The sequence below is a fragment of the Cobetia sp. 5-25-4-2 genome, assembly GCF_013374075.1.
Lineage (GTDB): Bacteria > Pseudomonadota > Gammaproteobacteria > Pseudomonadales > Halomonadaceae > Cobetia > Cobetia marina.
Map to the genome: position 1 here is coordinate 33790 of NZ_BLWK01000006.1, position 17574 is coordinate 51363.

The window sequence follows — 17574 nt, forward strand, 5'->3', positions numbered from 1 at the left end:
CGTCTCTGTAGAAGGTGGCGCTGGGTGCATGGACAGGCGTCGAGGGATCAGGAAGTGATCCCTCAGGCGACACCTTGCAAGGTACTCAGGTACTCAAGTACTCAGGTACTGCCGGCAGGCGAATCGGACGTTGCGTGTGACACCTGCGGCAAGGCAAGGGCCATCACGGCACTCGCCGCCACCAATCCGGCCGACCACCACAGGCAGGCTTCCAGCCCATAGGCCTGATAGAGCCAACCGGACAGCAAGGTGCCCAACAGACGCCCCATGGCATTGGCCATGTAATAGAAACCGACATCCATCGACACGCCTTCACTGCGCGCGAAGCGCACGATCAGATAGCTGTGCCAGCTGGAATTGACCGCAAAGACGGCCCCGAACACCAACAGGCCGATGATCAACCATTCCAGTGGCGCCAACCCCAACAGGATGGCACCACTGATATCGGCCGCCTGTGGCGCATCCAGCGGCAGGCTGGCCATCAGCGCCGGCAGCAGTGCCAGGCCGGCCGCCAGCGACACCGTGACCCAGCGGACGCCGGTGGCGCCGTTCAAGCGGCGTGAGAGCGGACCGGTGATGCGTGGCGCCTGGGTCTGGACACCGCCATAGCCGATCACCCAGGCGGCCATGAGTACGCCGACCGTCCAGAAATGCCAGCCATGCACCTCGGCCAGATACACCGGCAAGGCCACCACGAACCAGACGTCACGTGCCGAGAACAGGCACAGCCGAGCCGCCGAGAGCACATTGACCGCCCGCGAGGTCGAGAACATCTCACGGAATGCCGGCTTGCGACTGGCCTTGCTCTGCCCCAGTGATGCCGACAGCTTGCGCAGTGACAGCACCAGTACGCCTGCCAGCATCAGCCACATGGCCATGACGGTGCCCTGGAAGCCGATGAGACTGAGCGCCGCCCCGCCCAGGAAGAAGCCCAGTCCCTTGAGCGCATTCTTGGAGCCGGTGAGCAACGCGACCCAGCGATACAGCGCGCTCTGCGATTCCTCCACCGGCTGCCCCTTGGGTACCAGCACCTTGATGGCGCTCTTGGCGCTCATCTTGTTGAGGTCCTTGGCGATGCCGGACAGCGCCTGGGCGATCATCACCCAGATGACCGTCAGCATGGGTTCCGGCACCAGCAGCATGCCGAGCGCCACCAGCTGCATCGCAAGCCCCGCATTCATGGTGCGATTGAGGCCGAGCCGTGCCCCGAGCCAGCCGCCAACCAGATTGGTGACGACACCGAAGGCCTCGTAGAACAGGAACAGCATCGCCACGTCCAGCGCCGAATAGCCCAGCGAGTGGAAGTGCAGCACCACCAGCATGCGCAGCGCGCCATCGGTCAACGTGAAGGCCCAGTAGTTGCCGGTCACCAGCAGGTACTGGCGCACCTCATGGGGCAGCTCTCGCAAGCGGGCAAGCATGTCAGCGCTCCTGTGTGCTGGCGTCGGTCAGATCACCCAGGCCGACTTTCAGTGCCAGTTCCGCGGTGCGATTGGCGTAGCCCCATTCGTTGTCGTACCAGGCGTACAGCTTGAGCTGGGTCCCCGCGACCACCATGGTCGAGAGCGCATCGATGATGCTGGAGCGGGAATCGGTACGGAAATCGATCGACACCAGCGGGCGTGTCTCATACCCCAGCACCCCGGAAAGCTCGCCTTTTGCCGCAGTTTGCAGCGCCTGATTGACCTCCTCCACCGTCACTTCGCGATCGAGCTCGAACACCATGTCGGTGAGAGAGGCATTGGCCAGCGGCACGCGAATGGCGTGGCCGTTCAGGCGGCCTTCCAGCTCCGGGAAGATGGCGCTGATCGCCTTGGCGGAGCCGGTGGTCGTCGGAATCAGGCTCATGCCGCAGGCCCGCGCACGGCGCAGATCCTTGTGCGGCGCATCCAGAATCGTCTGGGTATTGGTGATGTCGTGCACGGTGGTCATGGAGCCATGGCGAATGCCGAACTGCGACTGGATCACCTTGATCACCGGCGCCAGGCAGTTGGTGGTACAGCTGGCCGCCGTCACGATGCGATGCGTCTGGGCATCATAGAGATGATCGTTCACGCCCATGACGATATTGAGTACGCCCGCTTCCTTGACCGGCGCGGAGACCACGACACGCGCCACGCCCTGTTCAAGATAGGCATTGAGCACCTCGGTGCTCTTCTTCTTGCCGGAGGCCTCGATCACCACATCGCAGCCCGACCAGTCGGTGTCACTGATCTCACGCTGGCTGGAGAACGTCGTGCGCTGACCATCGATGATGATGCTCTCATCGTCACTGGTGATTCCCGCGCCCGGCGTCCACTGGCCATGCACGGAATCGAATTCCAGCAGATGGGCGAAGGTCGCGGCATCGCCACCCGGGTCATTGATGCGCACCACGTCCAGCGCGACATCCTCGCGCAGCTTCCACAGCGCGCGCAGCGCAAGCCGGCCGATACGGCCGAAGCCATTGATGCCGATACGCAAAGGTGGCAGACCAGCGGGCAGCGTCAGTGAAGCGCTGTAGGACGGAGCATCATGAGCAGGCATCGTAATTTCCTCGTGAGGGTCAATGTGGGATCAGGGGTGTGACGTGTTTCAGGCGGGGGGCTGGGCAGACGCCTGCCTGCCTGCGATGGATATCGGCAGGCGCGTCAACTGGCGCAGCGCTCGGGACGATTGGGCATGGCCGCCAGCCACTGACGCCAGCGCGCCACCTCCTCCTGCTGTGCCTCGCAGGCCGCCATCAGGATCGCGTGTCGCCAGCCCTGCATGGCGGGGCTCAGCCGGTAATACACCCACTGGCCGCGTCGCTCGCTGCTCAGGAGTCCGCAGTCGCGCAGCTGTGCGAGATGGCGCGAGACCTTGGGCTGCGAGATGCCGGGGCGCTCTCCACCTGCGTGGGGCGTCTCGTGTGCCGGCATATCCTGCTCACGCCGCTCCAGCAGCCAGATCAGCTCGCAGACACACAATTCTCCTGTCTCGCTCAGCAATTGCATGATGGTCAAGCGGGTATCTTCGGCCAGACATTTGAATATCCCCAACGGGGTCAGGGAAGCGGCAGCGCCATCCTCCAGCGCCGCATCGCGACTTGACGACTTCATGACAGCTTCCTTGGGCAGAGTGCGAGAGACGCGAGATCGGTGACGATTCGACATATGGAAAATCATATATACGTTTTTCCATATATCAAGTGACATTCTCATGTCAGGCGCGTGACGGCGTGCATGTCTCACTGATGTCACACGCTGGCGTCACTCGCTGAGCTCGTTCGGTTTCAGAACGGAAGAGAAGAGAAGAGAAGAGAAGAGAAGACAGGCGGAAAATCCTCCTCGCCAGCGGTCGCCGCAAGCCCTCACTGTTGCTTGATCGGCACGCATATGTTTCTGCTGACATGAGAGAATGCGCTTGCGAACGAAAGTCCCGGGGCGTTAGTGTGTGCCCATCCGGCACGTGCGGTGCCAATCTGAATCACGCATCCTCAGGGGTGCACAGGAGAGTCAAATGGCTGATTTTGCGCAAGTGGTAGACAGCAACTACACCCAGGAAGTCATCGAGAGCGAGCAGCCGGTGCTGGTGAAGTTCTGGGCGCCGTGGTGCGGCCCGTGCAAGATGCTCGACCCGATCGTCGAATCCATCGCCGAAGAACAGGGTGACGCCCTCAAGGTCGTTGCCATCAATGTCGACGATGCACCGGATCTCGCCGCGCAGAACGGCGTCCGCGGTCTGCCGACCATCGCCCTGTTCAAGTCCGGCGAGAAGATCGAAGCCCTGACCGGCGTGCAGCCGAAGGAAAACTTCGATGCCATGATCGCGCGTCACGCCTGATCACATCAGCGCCGGGTCTTCCCGGCCTCGAAAACGCCCTCTCGCAGGGCGTTTTTTTTGGACAGCACTGTGACTTGCGTTACCCTACCTGTCTGATTTCATTGATAATTGTAGACGATGAAACATGCCGTCTCCCGAGACGAGACGCTGAATACGACCGTCACATCCGCCTCACCAGACAAGGAAGCATTGATGCACAACGCCGTCCGTTCGACCCGATATCTGGGCGTGTTCGCCCTGCTCTCAGGCCTGCTGACGGGCTGCGCCACCGGCCATTCCACCCTGCCCGCCACCACCTCATCCCTCAAACCCGGCCCGGCCTACGGTGAGATGCGTTCGGTGGCCGTGATGCAGATACGTCCCGGCAACGTCGCCGTGACACCCGCTGGACGAGTCTTCGCGACCATCCACCCGATGGATGGCGATCACGACGTGCAGCTGGTCGAGATCACCGGCCAGAACAGCTATCGTGCCTGGCCCTCACCCGCCCTCCAGACCCACGCCGGCCGCTACAGCGACGCCACCATCGACTCCCCGCTGGGCATCTATCAGGACGGCCAGGGAGGCCTTTGGATCACCGACATGGGCCTGCATCTGGGCAAGACCCGCCTGTGGGGCTTCGACATTGCCTCGGGCAAGTTGATCACCAAGCTGACCCTGCCCACTGATATCGCCCCTGAAGGCAGCTTCGTGCAGGACCTGGCAGTGGATCGCAGTCGCGGCGTGGCGTATCTGGCCGATATCGCCAACCCGGGCCTGATCACCGTCGATCTGGCCTCCGGCGAGGCGTCCCGATTCAGCCAACACGCCGCACTGCAAGCCGAGCCAGACGCCACCCTGAAGATCGATGGCCGTGACATCCCGTTCAATGGCAAGCCTGCCAAGGTGGGCGTCGACCCGATCACTTTGTCCGGCGATGGCGAGACGGTCTTCTTCGGTGCCATGACCGGCCACAGCTGGTACAGCGTCCCGGCCAGACTGCTGCGTGAAGATGCCGATCACGACACCATTGCCGCCGCCATCACGCGCGTCGGCGACAAGCCCATCTCGGACGGTGCGGATACCGCCGGGGGCATCCACTACTTCACCAACCTCAATCAGCATGGGCTGGATGTGCTGGGAGCCGACGGCAAACTGACGCCGCTGGTCCGCGACGAGCGCCTCGACTGGCCGGATGGCGTGCGCATGGCCGCTGACGGCTGGCTGTATGTCACCGTCAATCAGCTGGACAGCACGCCGCCCTTCGCAGGCGGAGAGGACGAGGGTCAGCCGCCCTACCATATCTACAAGGTCTGGCCGACGGACGACTGAGCCAGCAGCCTCTCGACACGACACCGCCCGTGCTCCTTCAGTGGAGTGCGGGCGTTGTCGTGTTGGTCCCCTGAACGGCGGAGGCCATGTCCACACGCGGATATTTTCAATAATCACAAAGGTCTTTTGCGAATCACTCCGTTTATCGCAAAACTCAACCACGGCAGACTGCACAGCATCCAAGACCCACCCATTGCTGATGGAGAACTGCCATGCCTCTTGCCCTGCTGGCGCTGACGTTGAGCGCCTTTGCCATCGGGACCACCGAATTCGTGATCGTCGGACTGGTGCCCACCATCGCTCAGGATCTGAGCGTCTCTCTGCCTTCCGCTGGCCTGCTGGTCAGCCTGTATGCCGTCGGTGTCGCCATCGGCGCCCCCGTGCTGACCGCCCTGACCGGCCGCTTCAATCGCAAGCTGGTGCTGCTGGGACTGATGGCGCTGTTCATCGCCGGCAACCTGCTGGCCTGGCAGGCACCCAGCTACAGCTCGCTGATCACGGCGCGCATCCTGACCGGCCTCGCCCACGGGGTGTTCTTCTCCATCGGCTCCACCATCGCGACAAGCCTGGTGAGCAAGGACAAGGAAGCCAGTGCGATCGCCATCATGTTCACCGGCCTGACCGTGGCACTGGTCACCGGCGTGCCGCTGGGCACCTGGATCGGTCAGCACTTCGGCTGGCGCGCCACCTTCCTGGTTGTCTCGGTGCTCGGCGTGCTGGCATTGATCGGCAGCGCCATCCTGGTGCCCAACAACCTCAAGAAGAACGTACCGGCCACCTTCGCCCAACAGCTCAAGGTGCTGACCCATCCGCGCCTGCTGCTGGTCTACCTGATCACCATTCTCGGCTACGGCGGCACCTTCACGGCCTTCACCTATCTGGCTCCGCTGCTGCAGGACGTCAGTGGCTTCAATGAAGGCGCCATCAGTCTGATCATGCTGGTCTACGGTGTCTCGGTGGCCATCGGCAACATCCAGGGCGGCAAGCTGGCTGACCGCATGGGCCCGATTCGCGCCCTGACCCTGATCTTCGGTGGCCTGATCGTCATCCTCGGCGTGCTGACCTTCACTGCCGCCAACCCGATCACGGCCGTGATCACCATCCTGATCTGGGGTGCCTTCGCCTTCGGCAACGTGCCGGGACTGCAGGTCTACGTCGTGCAGCAGGCCGAACGCTTCGTGCCGCAGGCCGTTGACGTGGCCTCCGGCCTCAACATCGCGGCCTTCAACATCGGTATCGCACTGGGCTCCATCGTCGGTGGCCAGGTGGTCTCCGGGATGGCACTGACCGACACCGCCTGGATCGGCGCGCTGATCGTCACCGCCGCCCTGCTGCTGACCCTGCTGGCCGGTCGCCTCGACAAGCGTCACGCGTCTTCCATCGCGACCGCCTGATCCGGCCCGCAGCCTACCGCCATCACGACGTGCCCTCGATTCCGACAGCTCAGCCTGCTGGCTCGGGGGCACCGTCGTCTACACACCTGCTTGCTGAAGGAGTCCACCATGATCTCCCCGACCCGCCCGCTGGATCGCCTCACCCAGGGCCCCCTGACCCTCGGCGTCGAACTGCCTCTGGACAATGACTGGGTGCGCACTGACAGAGCCCCCTCCACACCCTTCGGCGTCCCTGACATGCGCGCCCATGCCGAGCTGATCGGCCAGGTCGACAGACTCGGCTTCCGCGCCGCCTGGCTGCGTGACGTGCCACTGTTTGACCCCGCCTTCGGCGACGCCGGTCAGGTCTTCGAGCTGTTCACCTATCTGGGCTATCTGGCCAGTCACACTGACAACCTGCTGCTGGGCACCGCCGCCGCGGTGCTGCCGCTGCGCCAGCCGTGGCTGGTGAAAAAGGCCGCCGCCAGCGTGCAGGCCCTGAGCGAAGACCGCCTGCTGCTGGGCGTCGCCAGTGGCGACCGACCGGCGGAATACCCGCTGTTCGGTGAGGAGTTCTCCACCCGCGGTGCCGCCTTTCGCCATGCGGTGGACGTCATCAAGGGCCAGGCGGATGACGCCTTGCGCGACGGTCAGGCCATCCTGCCTGCCGCGACGCGTCCGCCGCTGTTGAGCGCCGGGCTCTCTCAGCAGACGCCCGAGTGGATCGGTCGCGAGATGGACGGCTGGCTGGCCTACCCGGGCACGCCACAGGATCACATCCGTCGTGTGGCGCTCTGGCGTCAGGTCGCCGGCGACAAGCCCTACGTCAGTTTCATCCACCTCAATCTGGAAGACGACCCTCACGCCCCGGTGCGTCGTCATCGCTTCGGGTTGTCGAGTGGCCGCCTTGCCCTCATGGAAGAACTGTCAGCCATGCAGGATGCCGGAGTGAATCACATCGGCTTCCATCTGCGCCGCAATCGCCGCCCGCTCACGGAAACCCTCGAGGAACTGGGCCGTGAGGTGCTGCCGCACTTTTCATGAGGGCTGACGGGTCGCACTGCCCTGCCCCCGCCATGGCGGAAAGGATTCACCATTCACGCTTGAAGGAGATCCCATGTCAGATTCCACGGAAACCACCACCCCGCAAGACATCCGTCACGGCACCACCCATGCGCCCGCCTGGGTATGGCAGGGGCCGGGAGAGCCTGAGGCGCTTGAGCAGACAGAGGTGGACATCGGCGCACCGGGAGACGACGAGGTACTGGTCGCCACGCGTGCCATCGGCCTCAATCCCGTCGACTGGAAGTTCATGGCGATGGACAGCGAGCTGTGGCAAGCCGGTCAGATTCCCGGGGTCGATGCCTCGGGTGAGGTGATCGCCTGCGGCGCGAATGTCACCCACGTCTCCCCGGGAGATCGCATCGCGGTCCACACCACCCTGGCGGGGCCGGGTACCTTCAGCAAGCGTCTGCGCGTACCGGCGCGGGCCGTGATGCGCCTGCCCGTTACCCTGGGCTTCAATGACGCCGCCGCCTTCCCCTGCCCGGCGCTGACCGCATGGCTCGCCATCGAGAAGCTGCCCGTCAAGGCCGGGCGACGCCTGCTGATCACCGGTGCCTCCGGCAGCGTGGGCCGCTGGCTGATCCAGCTGGCCCGACAGCGCGACTTCCACGTCATCGCCGTCGCCTCCGAGAAGCGCCACGCGGACCTCAAGGCGCTGGGCGCCGACGAGACCCTGACGGACGCCGAGCAGCTGGACGCCCCGGTCTACGCCGTGATCGATACCGTCAATGGGGATCACGCCCGCAAGATGACCCGCCACCTGGGGGCCAACGGCCATATCGTCTGTATCCAGGACCGTCTGGAGCAGGCGGCCGCGCCGGCCTTCGATCGCGCCATCTCGCAACACGAAGTCGCACTCGGGGCACTGCACTGGGCGGGTGACGATGAGGACTGGGCACGCCTGGTCGCGGCGGGGGAAGGTCTGCTCGAAGCGATCGCCGATGGCACCCTGAACCAGCCGGCGCCCTGCATCGAATCATTCACGGCGCTGCCAGCCTGCCTTGCCGAGCTGAAGCGTGGCGAACGCCGAGCGCTGAAATTCGTGATCACGGCCAACGAATGAGCGGAAAGGCAGAAGGCACGCGGCCTGGGTGCGATTGTTGCGACAGTGGCACAGGACTGATGCAGCGCCGCGTGGTTGTCATGTCGCTGATCAAGCCCCAGTCATGAGGGGAACACACATGGATACGCGCCCTTCACTGCACCAGACATCGGGCGCGCTCAACAGGAGTTATTGCATGTCGACTACCCTACCGAATCCCGGCTTTGGCACCTTCCGTCTCGAGGGCGAGACGCTGCGTGACAGCCTGAATACCGCACTGGACACCGGCTATCGCCACATCGATACCGCCCAGTTCTATGGCAACGAAGCGGAAGTCGGGCAAATCATCGCCGACAGCAAGGTGCCGCGCGAAGAGCTCTTCATCACCACCAAGATCTGGCACGACCGCCTGGTGCCGGGTGACATGGAGAAGAGTGTCGAGGAGAGCCTGGAACGCCTGCAGACCGATCACGTCGACCTGCTGCTCATCCATTGGCCGTCGCCGAACGATGAAGTGCCGATGGAAGATTACCTGCCGGTACTGGCCAAGCTGAAGGCAGCGGGCAAGGCACGCCACATCGGGGTGTCCAACTTCACCTGCGAACAACTGGAACGTGCCGTGGGCATCGTGGGGCGTGACGAGCTGCTCACCAACCAGGTCGAGGTCCACCCGTTCCTGCAAAACCGCAAGGTGATCGACAAGTGCCACGAGCTGGGCATCGAAGTCACTGCCTTCATGCCGCTGGCAGTCGGCAAGGTGATGGACGATGACACCCTCAAGGCCATCGCCGAACGTCATGACGCCAGCCCGGCGCAGATCGCCCTGGCATGGCTCAAGATGCAGGACATCGTCACCTTCCCCTCCTCCACCAAGGCGAAGAACATCAAGAGCAACTTCGAGGCGTTCTCCATGTCACTGACCGGTGAAGACATGGCGAAGATCGCCGAGCTGGATCGCGGTGAGCGCATCGCCAACCCGGACTTCGCCCCTGACTGGGACTGATGCCCCTCAGGCCTGTGCCTGATGCCGCGTCAGATAAATGAAAAGGCCTCCCTCGGGAGGCCTTTTGCGTTGCTGTCCAAGGATACTGGCCGACAGACTTCGACGCCGCGGCCGGCAATCTCTCAATCCTTTAGCCGCCAGACCCGAGTGATGCTCTGCGTACCGGGACGCGGCGATGCCAGGTCATGCTCATGCAGCAGATAGATCACCGTACGCGCCTTGAACCAGCCCTCCAGACGCTGTGCCATGCGCTGTGCCGTGCGCGCATCCAGCCCGGAGAAGGGTTCATCCAGAATCAGCAGCCCCGGATCCGTCAGTACCAGGCGCGCCAGCCCCAGGCGCCGCGCCTGCCCGCCCGAGACCTGCCGACCGCCCTCACCCACTCGGGTGGCGAGGCCCTGGGGCAATTGCGCCACCCATTCGGCGAGATCCACCGCCTCCAGTGCCTGCCAGACATCCTCATCACTGGCCTGACGCGCACCCAGCCGCAGGTTGTCGGCAAGGCTGGCATCCAGCAATTCCACCTGTTGGGTCAGGCATCCCACGGCATGGGCCAGTGACTCGGGCGAGCAGGCGTCGATGGGCTGTCCGTTGAGCGTGATGCTGCCGCTCTGCAGCCGGGTCTGGCCAGTCAGCAAGGCCGCCAGCGTGGACTTGCCGGAGCCGGAAGCACCGCAGATGGCCATCTGGGTGCCGGGGGTGATCTCGAGGGTCATCTCGTCAAGCGCCTCGAACCAGGCACCGGGATAGCGCCACGACACCTGCTGGATCTGCACCTGCACGGCACCGCTGGCCAGGGTCTGCCGACCTTCCAGCGGCCGCGTGGCGGAGGACAGCTCATTGAGTCGCTCGGCAGCGCCCAGGGTAGCACCGGCCTGAGTGAAGGCCGCCGGCAATCCCGCCAGCCCCTCACTCAAGGCCATGGCCGCCAGCGGCAGCATGACCATCACCGCCGGTGTCAGTCGCTCATCCGTCATTCCCTGCATGGCGGACGCCAGCAACAGCAACCACGACAGACCGATCACCAGACTGGCCAGGCCATTGCCGATGGCCGTGATCACCGCCAGTCGCCACTGATCTCTCAACAGGCAGGTCTCGATCTCATCCAGGCGCTGACGGGCACTGCCCAGCGCCGCATAGGCCTCAAGCTCCGCCTGACCACGCAACGTCTCCATCAGCGCCGAACGCAACGACTCCAATGTCGTGACGCGCCGCCGACTGGCCACCAGCCCCCAGCGCGCCTGCCCCAGCGTCAGCCAGGCCCAGCCCAGCACCAGGAACCCCGCCAGCCACGCCGCCGTTGCCGGCAGCCAGACAGCGACCAGCGCCACCAGCACCGCGATCAGGCCCAGCGCCATCAGTGGCGGAGCCGCCAGACGCAGGTAGAGCGCATCCAGAGTGTCGATATCCGCGGTGAGGCGATTGAGCCAGTCACTGGAACGCCGCGCCGCCACCCGCGCGGGGTCCATCGTCACCAGTGCGGCGAAGGCAGTGCCGCGCAGGCTGGCCAGCAGACGCAGGATGGTGTCGTGGTTGTAGAGCCGTTCCAGATAGCGCGACACGGTGCGCGAGACGGCGAACAGCCGAATGCCGCTGCCCGGGGTGTAGACATCCAGCGTCATGCCCGCACCGGCGGCCAGCGCAGCCCCCGTCAGGGCGGAGGCGGTGATGAACCAGCCGGAGACCGCCAGCAGGCCGAGCGCCGAACAGGCCGTCAGCATCATCAGCACCACGCCGAGTATCAGACGGCGACGGTATTGATCATGCAGGCGCCACCAGGGGGCCAGACGCGTGAGCGCCTCGCGCAGAGTCATGCCGTCAGTCTCGGGATGCGTCACGCTCGTCCTCCTGTTGGCTCGTCGCCGTGGCTGTCATTGGCAGGATTCGCCCCTCCTCGAGCACCAGATGGCGCGTCGCCATGGCGATCAGCGCCGGATGGTGGGTCGCGATCACCAGTGTCCGCCCTTGAGCGCTCAGCCACTCGAAGCCCGCGATCAGATAACGTTCCGTCTCGGCATCCAGACTGGCGGTGGGCTCATCGAGCAGCACCAGCGAGGCATCGCTCAGAAACACCCGCGCCAGCGCCAGCCGCTGTGCCTGCCCACCGGACAGCCCGCGCCCGCCTTCGCCGAGCGGTGTCGCGATGCCTTGCGGCAAGGCGGCAAGCTCGGCCTTGAGCCCTGCGCGCTCAAGCGCGGTGATGATCTCGGCGTCACTGGCCTGCGGCGCGGTGATACGCAGATTGTCGGCGAGACTGCCCTGCATCAGCAGCGGACGTTGATCCATCCAGGCCAGACGCGTGACGGGAGCTAGCTGACGCTGGCCGCTGTCCGGTGCGACGAATCCGGCCATCACCTGCAGCAGCGTCGACTTGCCCGCCCCGGAGGCCCCGTTGACGACCAGCACCTCGCCCTGCCTCAGCGCCAGCTCCAGCGGACCCAGTACCTGCCCGCGCTCGGGGTGGCTCAGACAGACATCCGTCAGACACATCAGCTCGCCCGTCGCGTCTGGACGGGTATCGGCGTGGCGAGGCGGCGCCATGTCGGCAGCCTCGAGAATCTCCATCAGCGTCTCGGAGGCGGCCAGCGCCGAGGCGCGATCATGGTAGAACTGCGACAGGGTTCTCAGCGGCTGGAAGAACTCGGGGGCCAGCAGCAGGATCACCAGCGCGCTGAAGAGGGTCAGCTCATCGGCTGGCCCGATGGGAATGTCACCAAGCAGGCCGAAGCCGATGTAGATGGCGACCACGGCGATGGACACCGAGGCAAAGAACTCCAGCACCGCGGATGACAGGAAGGCGAGCCGCAAGGTGCGCAGGCTGCGCTTGCGGTAGTCATCGGCCACCAGCGTCACCTCGCGGGTCGCCAGCTCCCCCAGCCCGAACAGGCGCAGGGTGGTGATGGCGCGCACGCGATCCACGAAGTGGCGCGACAGCCGCGCGACCGCCTGGAACTGGTCACGATTGAGCGACTCGGCCCCCATGCCGACCAGCGCCATGAACAGCGGTATCAGTGGCGCGGTCAGCGCCAGCAGGATGGCCGCCAGCCAGTCCAGACTGACCACGATGGCCAGAATCAGCAGCGGCGTGATCACCACCAGACGCATCTGCACATGAAAGCGCGCGAAGTAGCCTTCCAGGGCCTCCACCTGCTCCACCCAGCGCTGGGCGAGATCGGCGCTGTGATACTGGGCGGCGCGCACCGGCCCCAGCGTCTCGAGTGCCGTCAGTACCTCGCCACGAATGGCCTGTCGCAGTCGCTGGCTGGCACGCTGGGCCAGCAGCTCCTGACCACCACTCGCCAATACCCGCGCGCCCAGCAACCCCAGCAGGCCGACGAAGGGCCACCACAGCGCCCCCAATGACTCGGGATGCTCGATGGCTTCGGTGATCACCCAGGCCGTCAGTACCAGCTGGGCGACCGTCAGGATACCCGCCACGATCCCGGACAAGGCCGCAAACCCGAGCAGGCGACGCTCTCGCGTCGCCTGCTGTCGGAGCCATCTGCCTGCCTGGCGTCGTTCCCGGGTGCCCCGGTCAGGCGTGACCCGGTCAGCCTTGCCGACCGGGGCCTTGAGTGACTCAGTGATAGCCGACCCCCTGTACCTTGCCGCGGAACACCCAATAGCTCCAGGCGGTGTAGCCCAGCACCATCGGAATGACGAACAGCACGCCCAGCAGCAGGAACAGCTGCGACTCCGGCGCGGAGGCCGCGTCCCACAGGGTGATGTCCGGCGGCACCAGATACGGCCACTTGCTGAAGATCAGCCCCAGATAGGTGAACAGGAACAGTCCCAGCGTCGCGACGAAGGGCTGCCCTTCTTGACGCTTGTTGACCGCCCGCCAGATCAGCGCCGCACAGCACAGCGCCAGCACCGGGAAGACCCAGAACACGCCCAGATGGTCGAACCAGCGTTCCCGCACATACTCATCCACGAACGGGGTGTAGAGGCTGATGACCGCGAAGCCCACCAGTACGGCGATCAGCAGCTTCGGCGTGATGCGATAGGCCCATTCCTGTACCTCACCCTCGCTCTTCATGATGGTCCAGGTGGCGCCCAGCAGCGCATACCCCGCCACCAGCGCAAGTCCGGTGATCACGGTGAACGGTGACAGCCAGTCGAAGGCGCCGCCCACGTAGACATGCCCTTCGGTGGCGAAGCCCTGGATGTAGGCGCCGACCACCACGCCCTGACAGAAGGTCGCCAGGAAGGAGCCGCCACTGAAGGCGATGTTCCACCAGTGACGATTGCGCGAGGACTTGAAGCGGAACTCGAAGGCGATCCCCCGGAAGATCAGCCCCGCCAGCATCAGGAAGACCCCCAGATACAGCGCCGGCAGCAGGATGGTGTAGACCGCCGGGAAGGCCGCCAGCAGCCCGGCCCCGCCCAGCACCAGCCAGGTCTCGTTGCCGTCCCAGATGGGCGCGACCGAGTTCATCATCACGTCACGGGCATGCTCATCGGGTGCGAAGGGGTACAGGATGCCCACCCCCAGATCGAAGCCATCCATCAGGATGTACATCATGACGCCGAAGCCGATGATCAGCGCCCAGATCATTGTCAGATTGATCATTTCCATCAGCTCAACTCCTTACCGTGCGGCTGGCATCATCGTCCAGACTCTCGTGCGCGGCGGACAGCGGGCGCATCGCGGTCTCGACATCGTCATGGGGCAGTTCCGGTTGCATGCCACCACGGATGACGCGGGTCAGGTAGTAACTGCCGGTCACGAAGACCACCAGATAGACCAGGAAATAGCCGATCAGCGTGGTAAGCACCATCCAGCCAGTGAGTGACGGCGTGACGGCCTCCTGCTGGGTCATCATCTCGTAGACCAGCCACGGCGAGCGCCCGGCCTCGGTCACGAACCACCCCGCCAGCACGGCGAAGAACGGCGCGATGGACATCAGACGCAACGTCTGCAGGAAGGGGCGCGAGCGATAGAGTTTGCCATCGCGGCGCAGGAAGACACCGATGAAGGCCACGGCGATCATCAAGAGCCCCATCGCCACCATCACGCGGAACGACCAGAACACGAACCACACCGGCGGCTGCTTGTCAGGTGCGACCTCCTTGAGCCCCGGCACCACGCCATCGGGGTCGTGGGTCAGGATCAGACTGGCCAGCTTCGGGATCGCGATCTCGAAGTGGTTCATCTGCGCCTCCTTGTCCGGCCAGGCGAACAGCAGGAGCGGCGCGCCCGACTGGGTCTCCCAGTTGCCTTCCATCGCGGCGACCTTGGTCGGCTGATGCTCCAGCGTGTTGATGCCGTGCATGTCACCCACCACCGCCTGCGCCGGTGCCAGCACCAGCAGCAGCCACATGCACATGGACAGCGCACGCTTGTTGGCGTCGACATCGCGCCCGATCAGCAGATACCAGGCACTCACCCCCGCCACCACGAAGCCACCGGTCAGGAAGGAGGCGATCGCCATGTGGGCGAAGCGATACGGCAGGGAGGCATTGAAGATGGCAGCGGCCCAATCCTTGACGAAGAAGTGGCCGTCCACCATCTCCACTCCCGCCGGTGTCTGCATCCAGCTGTTGGTGGAGAGAATCCAGAAGGCGGAGATGAAGGTGCCCAGCGCCACCATCAGGGCCGCGAACAGATGGACCCCTTCCGGCACCTTGCCACGCCCGAACAGCAGCACGCCGAGGAAGCCTGCCTCAAGGAAGAACGCCGTCACCACCTCATAGCTGAGCATCGGCCCGATGAAGTTGGAGCTGGCATAACTGAAGTTGCTCCAGTTGGTGCCGAACTGGAAGGCCATCACGATGCCCGAGACCACCCCCATGGCGAACACGACGGCGAACACCTTCACCCAGAAGGCGGCAAGTCGGTCCCAGGCGGCATTGCCGGTCTTGTAATAAAGACCGTGCAACAAGGCGACATAGGAAGCCAATCCGATGGTGAACACCGGAAAGACGGCGTGGAATGACACGACAAATCCGAACTGTATTCGCGACAGGATCACGGGATCCAGTTCCATGGGCAACTCCTCACGATAACGATCATCAGGATGGCTGGGCATGTTCCTTCTGGCGGGAACTTGTCCGACAGCGGTTTCAAGTTGTTGACGCATCGAGGGCGGAAAGATCTCTCGGAGATATCCCACATCGAAAGAGAAATGATCCGGCACTCACGAGGTCATGAGTCCAAGCATAGAAGTCTGGCAGGTCGGTGTCGCATAGCATGTTGTCGCAGGACAAATTGCCGCAGCGACCCGATGCCCCATATAGAAAAACTCAATAGGACGGTCTTCTCGCAATATTTGACCATGAACATTGCCTCAGGCGGCAAGCTCTCCTTGATCGCTCATCGCCATGATGAGCGCCTGCAGGCCTTCACGACTTGATCCATATCAAGCGCTGAGTTGAATCAGCGCAAGTGGGAATGTTGTGGGAATAATCTGGGATGTGAAAGCAAGTACAAGAGCGAATAACGGCGAAGCGCCTTGCGACAGAGAAACGGGGTCAAGATAATGAGGAGGTTTAGAACAGAGAAGCAGGTCACGCGAGAACCGAGCGAACCATACCGAACACATCGAGACACCTGATTGCCGGGGTGTCTCGATGCATGCCGGTTTCTGCTGGCTTCAGCAAGAGCCGATGCGGATCACACCACGCCTTTCGCCTTCATCTCGCGCAACACGGCTGACACGTAGTGCATTTCCGCCGGGGTGCCCAGCGACATGCGACACCAGCCGTCTGCCGGCGGGAAGGCACGGCCGATCAACACATGACGCGCCTTCATGTCCGCCTGGAACTCCTTGAGCGGCCTGGAAATGCGGTGGAAGACGAAGTTGGTCTGACTGGGCAGATACTCCCAGCCCAGCTCATCGAGCGTCGCGGTGAAGATGGCACGCGCTTCGTCGTTGCTCTGCTTGCTGTGGGCCAGAAACTCCGGTGACTGCATCGAGGCCGTCGCCGCCATGACCCCGGGGTAGGACAATGTCATGGCGTCATCTTCCACGTAATGCGAGACATGCTCGAGACGCTCGGCATCGCCCACCGCATAGCCGACCCGCAGTCCCGCCATGGCGTGGATCTTGGAGAAGGTCTTGAGCACCAGCACGTTCTTCGCGCCCCCCGCCACCAGACTGTCCGCGGAGCGGAAGGCCGGGTCATTGACGAATTCGGCATAGGCCTCATCGATGATGAACAACGTGTCGGAGCGGCTGGCATTGACCCAGGCGTAGAGCGCATCGCTGGAGATGATGGTCGAGGTCGGGTTGTTGGGATTCACCAGATAGACGATGGACGGGCCGGCGTGGTCCGCCACAGCCTGCTGCATGTCGGAGAGCTTGAACGACCAGTCCTCACGCGAGGATGGCACCTTGTTGATCGCCAGATCATAGAAGCCGGCGTACAAGGCACCATCGCCGTAGGTGAGTTCCGGGATGACCAGCTGAGTGTCCGGGGTCGCATGCGCCAGCACGCTGGCCCGAATCGCATCCGATGAGCCCGGCGTGAACAGCACGCTTTCAGGGGTCACCTTGTGATGCGTCGCCACCAGTGACTGCAACTTGCCCATGTGGGCGAAGGGATAACGATTGGAATGCGCGATGGACGCCGAGGCCGCACGCTGCGCCGAGGGGGCCATGCCGAGGGCATTCTCGTTGTAGTTGAGTCGCACCGGCGCCTTGGCCGAAGGCGTGAGCGTGGCCGCCGTCGCGGGGGCCTCCTTGGCGAAGGCCTGCGGAATGCCGGGGAGGAACTGTCCGAGGGCCGCGCCGGCAAGCGCTGCGCCACTCATGCCCAAAAAGCCGCGCCGTGAGGGAGACGCCGGCCGCGCCTTGCGCGCCGTCTCGCCGGCGCCCTGCCCTGTCATGCCTTGCTCATGAAGGCTCTGCTGTGGCCCAACCGCCTCTGCTACCACCGCCTCTGAAACGTCAGTCATGTCATGTCCTTGTCGTTATATTTATTGATACTTTATGAGCAAAACCAACATATAAGACTTTCGTAAGCCTCACAAT

At 63.9% G+C, this 17574-nt stretch carries 14 protein-coding genes; 6 read left to right on the forward strand and 8 right to left on the reverse strand.

The features are described 5' to 3' along the window. Positions 1-101: 101 nt before the first annotated feature. The 3 genes from arsJ to HXS65_RS12900 all read right to left on the reverse strand — a co-directional run bounded on the left by arsJ (position 102) and on the right by HXS65_RS12900 (position 3080). Positions 102-1421: an organoarsenical effux MFS transporter ArsJ gene (gene arsJ / locus HXS65_RS12890; protein WP_176494066.1), complete on the reverse strand. Its 1320-nt coding sequence runs from the start codon at positions 1419-1421 to the stop codon at positions 102-104. A 1-nt stretch (position 1422) separates the two neighbouring features. Continuing rightward, positions 1423-2526, reverse strand: a complete 1104-nt coding sequence (locus tag HXS65_RS12895; protein ID WP_176494067.1) for an ArsJ-associated glyceraldehyde-3-phosphate dehydrogenase — start codon at positions 2524-2526, stop codon at positions 1423-1425. A 104-nt stretch (positions 2527-2630) separates the two neighbouring features. Next, positions 2631-3080 (reverse strand): ArsR family transcriptional regulator, encoded by a 450-nt coding sequence (locus HXS65_RS12900; protein ID WP_176494068.1) that lies wholly within the window; start codon positions 3078-3080, stop codon positions 2631-2633. Between the two features lie 400 nt (positions 3081-3480). Here HXS65_RS12900 and trxA point away from each other — a divergent pair, with 400 nt between their 5' ends. From trxA to dkgB, 6 genes are all read left to right on the forward strand, one after another. Continuing rightward, a complete protein-coding gene (gene trxA / locus HXS65_RS12905) occupies positions 3481-3804 on the forward strand; it encodes a thioredoxin (protein WP_077375765.1) in 324 nt (107 codons plus the stop codon). A gap of 192 nt (positions 3805-3996) precedes the next feature. Beyond that, positions 3997-5115, forward strand: coding sequence for an L-dopachrome tautomerase-related protein (locus HXS65_RS12910; RefSeq protein ID WP_176494069.1), 1119 nt, complete (start codon positions 3997-3999; stop codon positions 5113-5115). 212 nt (positions 5116-5327) lie between these two features. Continuing rightward, the gene (locus HXS65_RS12915; RefSeq protein WP_024952175.1) at positions 5328-6509 is read left to right on the forward strand and encodes an MFS transporter; all 1182 of its coding nucleotides are present in this window, start codon (positions 5328-5330) and stop codon (positions 6507-6509) included. Between the two features lie 108 nt (positions 6510-6617). Beyond that, positions 6618-7532 carry a TIGR03571 family LLM class oxidoreductase gene (locus tag HXS65_RS12920; RefSeq protein WP_176494070.1) on the forward strand — a complete coding sequence of 305 codons (915 nt, stop codon included), beginning with the start codon at positions 6618-6620 and terminating at the stop codon, positions 7530-7532. Positions 7533-7605: 73 nt separating this feature from the next. Then, positions 7606-8616 (forward strand): alcohol dehydrogenase catalytic domain-containing protein, encoded by a 1011-nt coding sequence (locus tag HXS65_RS12925; RefSeq protein WP_176494071.1) that lies wholly within the window; start codon positions 7606-7608, stop codon positions 8614-8616. 175 nt (positions 8617-8791) lie between these two features. Further along, positions 8792-9598, forward strand: coding sequence for a 2,5-didehydrogluconate reductase DkgB (dkgB, locus tag HXS65_RS12930; protein ID WP_141392489.1), 807 nt, complete (start codon positions 8792-8794; stop codon positions 9596-9598). 122 nt (positions 9599-9720) lie between these two features. On the opposite strand, the gene cydC is transcribed toward dkgB, so the two are convergent. The 5 genes from cydC to HXS65_RS12955 all read right to left on the reverse strand — a co-directional run bounded on the left by cydC (position 9721) and on the right by HXS65_RS12955 (position 17498). After that, positions 9721-11436 carry a thiol reductant ABC exporter subunit CydC gene (cydC, locus tag HXS65_RS12935; protein WP_176494072.1) on the reverse strand — a complete coding sequence of 572 codons (1716 nt, stop codon included), beginning with the start codon at positions 11434-11436 and terminating at the stop codon, positions 9721-9723. After that, the gene (cydD, locus tag HXS65_RS12940) at positions 11417-13186 is read right to left on the reverse strand and encodes a thiol reductant ABC exporter subunit CydD (protein ID WP_176494212.1); all 1770 of its coding nucleotides are present in this window, start codon (positions 13184-13186) and stop codon (positions 11417-11419) included. The genes cydC and cydD overlap by 20 nt, the downstream gene beginning before the upstream one ends. Then, a complete protein-coding gene (cydB, locus tag HXS65_RS12945) occupies positions 13179-14177 on the reverse strand; it encodes a cytochrome d ubiquinol oxidase subunit II (RefSeq protein ID WP_077375744.1) in 999 nt (332 codons plus the stop codon). Before cydB ends, cydD begins: the two co-directional genes overlap by 8 nt. A gap of 4 nt (positions 14178-14181) precedes the next feature. Beyond that, complete coding sequence (locus tag HXS65_RS12950) at positions 14182-15588, reverse strand: cytochrome ubiquinol oxidase subunit I (protein WP_141392484.1); 1407 nt, start codon at positions 15586-15588, stop codon at positions 14182-14184. 626 nt (positions 15589-16214) lie between these two features. After that, positions 16215-17498, reverse strand: coding sequence for a histidinol-phosphate transaminase (locus tag HXS65_RS12955; RefSeq protein ID WP_255303278.1), 1284 nt, complete (start codon positions 17496-17498; stop codon positions 16215-16217). Between the last annotated feature and the right edge of the window lie 76 nt (positions 17499-17574).

Excerpts from the sequence above, each read along its gene's own strand:
- HXS65_RS12915 (WP_024952175.1), top strand. The coding sequence starts at position 5,328 with ATGCCTCTTGCCCTGCTGGCGCTGACGTTGAGCGCCTTTGCCATCGGG.
- dkgB (WP_141392489.1), top strand. The coding sequence starts at position 8,792 with ATGTCGACTACCCTACCGAATCCCGGCTTTGGCACCTTCCGTCTCGAG.
- cydB (WP_077375744.1), bottom strand. The coding sequence starts at position 14,177 with ATGGAAATGATCAATCTGACAATGATCTGGGCGCTGATCATCGGCTTC.
- HXS65_RS12910 (WP_176494069.1), top strand. The coding sequence starts at position 3,997 with ATGCACAACGCCGTCCGTTCGACCCGATATCTGGGCGTGTTCGCCCTG.
- HXS65_RS12925 (WP_176494071.1), top strand. The coding sequence starts at position 7,606 with ATGTCAGATTCCACGGAAACCACCACCCCGCAAGACATCCGTCACGGC.
- HXS65_RS12950 (WP_141392484.1), bottom strand. The coding sequence starts at position 15,588 with ATGGAACTGGATCCCGTGATCCTGTCGCGAATACAGTTCGGATTTGTC.
- trxA (WP_077375765.1), top strand. The coding sequence starts at position 3,481 with ATGGCTGATTTTGCGCAAGTGGTAGACAGCAACTACACCCAGGAAGTC.
- HXS65_RS12955 (WP_255303278.1), bottom strand. The coding sequence starts at position 17,498 with ATGACTGACGTTTCAGAGGCGGTGGTAGCAGAGGCGGTTGGGCCACAG.
- HXS65_RS12900 (WP_176494068.1), bottom strand. The coding sequence starts at position 3,080 with ATGAAGTCGTCAAGTCGCGATGCGGCGCTGGAGGATGGCGCTGCCGCT.
- arsJ (WP_176494066.1), bottom strand. The coding sequence starts at position 1,421 with ATGCTTGCCCGCTTGCGAGAGCTGCCCCATGAGGTGCGCCAGTACCTG.
- HXS65_RS12895 (WP_176494067.1), bottom strand. The coding sequence starts at position 2,526 with ATGCCTGCTCATGATGCTCCGTCCTACAGCGCTTCACTGACGCTGCCC.
- HXS65_RS12920 (WP_176494070.1), top strand. The coding sequence starts at position 6,618 with ATGATCTCCCCGACCCGCCCGCTGGATCGCCTCACCCAGGGCCCCCTG.